Here is a 4,885-nt window from a genome sequence, read left to right as displayed (position 1 = left end):
CTGCGCATGGGCGCCACCCACTTCCTGCAGAAGACCTTGCCGAAGGTGGCCAGCGAGATGGCCCTGCACGTGCTGGCCTACAATCTCACCCGGGTGCTGAACATCCTGGGCATCCAGCCGCTGATGGTCGCCCTCAGGGCCTAGAGCCTCGGCCCCAAAAGTGGACACCACTTTTGGGATTCATCCGAGGCTCCCTCTCTTGACCGGCGCATCGGAAGAGGCGGACCCAGCGGGCCGCGCAAGCGAAAACCGGGTCCACTTTTCCATCCGATGCGCTAGGAGCCGGGCTGTGCTCGTGCCATTAAGTCCGTGACACGCTGGATCCTCGCGCCAGAGACAATGGAAGCCTCATTTGATCGCCGATAAGCCAATCCGCGCTCGCCGGTGATGGTGAAGGGCTCTGGAGCGGGGAAAGCCGCGATCTGTCTTCGGCCAAAGCGTTTTGACACGACCAAGACCCTTTCCAGACCTTCCGTGATTTCAGTCCGGTCAGCCCGTGCTCATAGCACCGGTAGTTTGATCGTTCGCTGGCCGATAGAGCGGGTAACGGCCTTTGCCAGCTTCTGCTTCAGGCTTCAAATTCCCTCGAGCCGGGACATGCCTCAGTCCAATGGGCTGGGCCTTATGGAACAAACCTTCATCTCCTTGAGATACTACATTGTCGACGAAGCGATGATCGCTCGTACGGACTCCGTCACCAGGCGGTGGTCCTCAAGTTGAGGTAGGCCACTCACAACCACCGCACCGACACAACCCGTATCCTTGACGAATATGGGAAACCCGCCTCCGGCTGCCGCATAGTCCTGTTCGGAAAGCCCGTAACGCTGCAAGAACGGGCGCCCCTTCACGTCTGCCTCAACGGACATGTATAGGGAGCTGTGATGGAAGCGTTGTACGACAGCCCGCTTCCGGCGAATCCACTCGGCGTTGTCTGGTGTTGCCCCAGGCAACGCTGCGAAGAACAATTGCTGACCGTTCCTAGAAATCTCGATCGCTATAGGCAGGCCGCCGGCCTTCGCACGCTGGTAGATGTGGCTGCCCAGTGTCCACGCGACATCGGCACCGAAGGACGAGAACTGCAAGTCCCGTTCCTCTGCCAAGAGCGCATCAAGATTGTTGCTGTCGTTCATCGTAGGTCTCCAAGCCGCTGAAGCCGATCGTCCCCGCCCTTGAGTTCGATTACCTGATCAGAATGGTGCGGAAGTCGTTGACGTTGGTCAACGTAGGTCCAGTCACGCCAAGCTAACCTGACTTGGGAAAGTACCCGTAGGCATCATTGTTCGCCAAGAACGCGGAGGCGTTCAGGGTCGGGCCGATGGGAGAGGGGCTGCCATGGTCGAACCGGCAAAGTACCAGTACTGAGGTACGCGGACCGATATATTTACTCAATCATAAATCCTAAAACAATATATTGGACCCGGGTAAATCCGGCAATGTATGCACTGGCGGCAGTCCACACGCATACGGAGACCGGAATGCTGCTGCAACCGAGGGCCCTGACGCTGCCCGGCATCCTGCCGATGGGCCGTCGTCGCGAGGCCACATCAAGCCAAGGGCTGGAGCCCTGGCCGGACCGCGCGATCACCCAGACCGCCAGCCGGACGAGGACTGCGCCGGGGGCCCGCACGGCGGCGTCCACCGGCCGTCGAGGCGAAGGAACACTGCCATGAACATCCAAGTCCAGCCGCGTCTGACCGAGGTCCGACGACACCTCCCGTTCGAATGCATCGCGCTCGTGCTGCAGGGCGGCGGTGCGCTCGGGGCCTACCAGGCCGGCGTTTACGAGGCTCTCGCGGAGGCCGGCATTCATCCGGACTGGGTCGCCGGCGTCTCGATCGGCGCCATCAACTCGGCGATCATCGCGGGGAACGAACCGGCCGAACGGGTCGCCAAGCTGCGCACCTTCTGGCAGGAGGTCTCCGCAAATCCGCTGCTCGACTGGTCCACTGCCCTTGATGCAGTCGTCCCCAAAGGGGATCTCGCGCGCGCCTTCTTCAACCAGGTGAGCGCGACCTGCGCCCTCGTCGGCGGGGCCGCGAGCTTCTTCACGCCCCGGTTGCCAGTTCCCTGGCTGCACCCGGATGGCGCCCACGAGGCAACGAGCTTCTACGAGACCAAGCACCTGAAAGGCACCTTGGAGCGGGTTGTCGACTTCGACCGGATCAATGCCGGCGTGATGCGCTTCAGTGTCGGCGCGGTCAACGTGCGCACGGGCAACTTCGTCTATTTCGATAACACTAGGCACACAATCCGCCCTGAGCACGTGATGGCGAGCGGATCGCTGCCGCCCGGCTTCCCGGCGGTGGAGATCGAAGGCGAATACTACTGGGACGGCGGCCTCATCTCGAACACGCCGCTGGATTGGGTGGTCGATGCCGGCCCGCGGCAGGACACGCTCGCGTTCCAGGTCGATCTGTGGAGTGCCCACGGCGAACTGCCCCGCAACCTGGCCGAGGTCGCGACGCGCCACAAGGAAATCCAGTATTCCAGTCGGACACGCTCCAGCACCGACCAGTTCAAGCGCGTGCAGCGCCTGCGCCACGCGCTCGCAAGCCTCCTGTCGAACCTGCCGGACGACCTGCGGACGACCGAAGAGGCGAAGCTCCTCAGCTTGGAGGCCGATCGCAAGGCGTACAACATCATCCAGATGATCTACCGCTCGAAACACTACGAAGGCCATTCGAAGGACTACGAGTTTTCCCGGCTGTCCATGGAGGAGCACTGGCGTGCCGGCTATCACGACGCAGTCCGCACGTTGCGCCATCCCGAGGTGTTGCAGCGGCCCGACAACCAGGACGGGGTCCACACGTTCGACTTCCTCAAGGACGGGCGGGAATAACGCGCGAAGGAGCTGGAGCAGTCGTTCAGCCCCGGCGACTGCTCGATCAAGCACAGGAGAACTTCAGGTATGCACGAGAACACCGTCCGGACCAGAGCATTCGCGATGCCTCTGAACAGTCCGGCCTACCCGATCGGACCTTACCGCTTCCGCGACCGGGAGTATCTGATCATCACCTATCGGACCGACTTGAGGAAGCTCCGGGAGCTCGTCCCGGAACCTCTCCAGGTCGACGAGCCGCTGGTGAAGTTCGAGTTCATCCGCATGCCGGACTCGAACGGCTTCGGCGACTACACCGAGAGCGGACAGGTCATCCCCGTCTCGTTCCGCGGCCGCAAGGGGAGCTACACCCACTGCATGTTCCTCGATGACCATTCGCCCATCGCCGGGGGGCGCGAGCTGTGGGGCTTTCCCAAGAAGCTCGCGAATCCCACCCTGCGCACGGAGGTCGACGCCCTTGTCGGCACGCTCGACTACGGACCGGTTCGCGTCGCGACCGCCACGATGGGCTACAAGCACCAGGCTGCCGATCCCGGAAGGGCCATGGCCTCACTCCGTGAGCCCAACTTCCTGCTCAAGATCATTCCGCATGTCGACGGCACCACGCGCATCTGCGAACTCGTCGAGTACCACCTCGAGGACATCGACCTGAAAGAGGCCTGGACCGGTCCGGCATCCCTGGACCTGTGGTCGCATGCCCTGGCGCCCATCGCGGAACTGCCGGTCCTGGAGGTGGTCTCGGCAACGCACATCGTGGCCGACCTGACGATCGGGCTCGGCAAGGTCGTCCATGACTATCTGGCGCCATCCGAGCCGTCCCACCGGACGCAGAGACGCTACGAGGCGGCGGAATGACGACGGGCCGATTTCCGGTGCCGCCATCATCCCCAGGGGTTCGCATGCGGAGCGGGGTGGCAAGCATGCATCCCGGAACCGCGACGGAAAGCGAAAGAGGGTGCGCTGATGGGCGAAAGAGCCCTCGGCGTGCTCCGGAGAGCACCATGATCACGATCAAACCACAACGGATCCTCATTGCCGACGACAACCCGATCATGCGGGAGACACTCGCGCGCTGGCTCCGCGCCCAGGCCCATGAAGTCATCACGGCGGATACCGGCGAGAAGGCCTTTCTGGCCTTGCGCGACTGGAGCCACCCCGTCGGCTGGCTGTACACGCGTGCCGCACTGCCCGGGCTGATCGACGGCTGGGTCCTCGCTGACCAGTACCACGAGGTGCACGAGAACAGGGCCGTGATCCTGGCTGGCGCGGAGCAGCGAACGTCGTCACGCGGCGATCGTGTCTTGAAGCAGCCGACCGCGGCTGCGGCATTCAACGCCATCCATCAGGCCCTGGCGGCCGCGAAGGCGGCGACTTTCAAATCGGCCGAGGCGGGCCGGGCGGCCTGAGAAGCCGTGTCGCCGGCACCGGCCCAGGAACCGAGATCTCATCGACGTGACGGCTCGCAAGGGTGGCCGACGCGTTCAGGAGGCATGACGTGACAGGCAGCGCGGTGTCGTTTGTCCTGGGAGCCGTTGCCCCGCTCGCACTGGTCGGGTGGGCCTTGTTCTTCCACCGACGACGCTCTGGGAGAGCCCGGGACGATGCGGACGATGGAATCTGGTTCCGTCGGGAGGACATGCGGGGGAGGGCAGACGAGCGATGGTCGGCCGTCGGTTCGTACCAGGTGCCACGCTCGATGGGTCGAGGATCGCAGCGAGATTCATGCTCGGGACGAGTGCTTCAGACTGAATGATCAGATACAGCACAAGGAGACTTCGATGACACTTCACTCCGGATCCGCCGTCGTGACCGGCTCGACCAGCGGCATCGGCCTCGCCATCGCCCGGGCCTTCGCCAAGGAAGGCGCCAACGTGGTCATCAACGGCTTCGGCGACGCGGAGGCTATCGAGAAGGAGCGTGCCGGCATCGAGCGCGAGTTCGGCGTCAAGGCGATCCATTCGCCGGCCGACATGTCGAAGCCGCACGAGATCGAGGAGATGATCCGGCTTGCCGAGCGGACCTTCGGGAGCGTCGACATCCTGGTCA

General features: G+C 63.4%; 5 protein-coding genes. 4 read left to right on the top strand and 1 reads right to left on the bottom strand.

Annotation, left to right across the window (positions count from 1 at the left end; all coding sequences use genetic code 11):
• Nucleotides 1-653: 653 nt before the first annotated feature.
• A complete protein-coding gene (locus tag OCW50_RS32765; RefSeq protein WP_262300374.1) occupies nucleotides 654-1,130 on the bottom strand; it encodes a heme-degrading domain-containing protein in 477 nt (158 codons plus the stop codon).
• Nucleotides 1,131-1,666: 536 nt separating this feature from the next.
• Here OCW50_RS32765 and OCW50_RS32760 point away from each other — a divergent pair.
• From OCW50_RS32760 to OCW50_RS32745, 4 genes are all read left to right on the top strand, one after another.
• Entirely contained in the window at nucleotides 1,667-2,839 is a 1,173-nt protein-coding gene (locus tag OCW50_RS32760; RefSeq protein ID WP_262300373.1) for a patatin-like phospholipase family protein, read from the top strand.
• A gap of 69 nt (nucleotides 2,840-2,908) precedes the next feature.
• Nucleotides 2,909-3,694: an acetoacetate decarboxylase gene (locus OCW50_RS32755; RefSeq protein ID WP_262300372.1), complete on the top strand. Its 786-nt coding sequence runs from the start codon at nucleotides 2,909-2,911 to the stop codon at nucleotides 3,692-3,694.
• Nucleotides 3,695-3,840: 146 nt separating this feature from the next.
• Nucleotides 3,841-4,245, top strand: coding sequence for a hypothetical protein (locus OCW50_RS32750; RefSeq protein WP_262300371.1), 405 nt, complete (start codon nucleotides 3,841-3,843; stop codon nucleotides 4,243-4,245).
• A gap of 372 nt (nucleotides 4,246-4,617) precedes the next feature.
• Nucleotides 4,618-4,885: SDR family NAD(P)-dependent oxidoreductase (locus OCW50_RS32745; protein ID WP_262300370.1), on the top strand; the 268-nt coding region annotated here is incomplete at its 3' end.

This window comes from Microvirga sesbaniae, assembly GCF_025460805.1.
In the GTDB taxonomy this organism is placed as follows: Bacteria; Pseudomonadota; Alphaproteobacteria; order Rhizobiales; family Beijerinckiaceae; genus Microvirga; species Microvirga sesbaniae.
Note: the sequence above shows the minus strand (reverse complement) of the source record. Positions and strands in the feature narration are given on the sequence as shown.

Excerpts from the sequence above, each read along its gene's own strand:
- OCW50_RS32765 (WP_262300374.1), bottom strand. The coding sequence starts at position 1,130 with ATGAACGACAGCAACAATCTTGATGCGCTCTTGGCAGAGGAACGGGAC.
- OCW50_RS32760 (WP_262300373.1), top strand. The coding sequence starts at position 1,667 with ATGAACATCCAAGTCCAGCCGCGTCTGACCGAGGTCCGACGACACCTC.
- OCW50_RS32755 (WP_262300372.1), top strand. The coding sequence starts at position 2,909 with ATGCACGAGAACACCGTCCGGACCAGAGCATTCGCGATGCCTCTGAAC.
- OCW50_RS32750 (WP_262300371.1), top strand. The coding sequence starts at position 3,841 with ATGATCACGATCAAACCACAACGGATCCTCATTGCCGACGACAACCCG.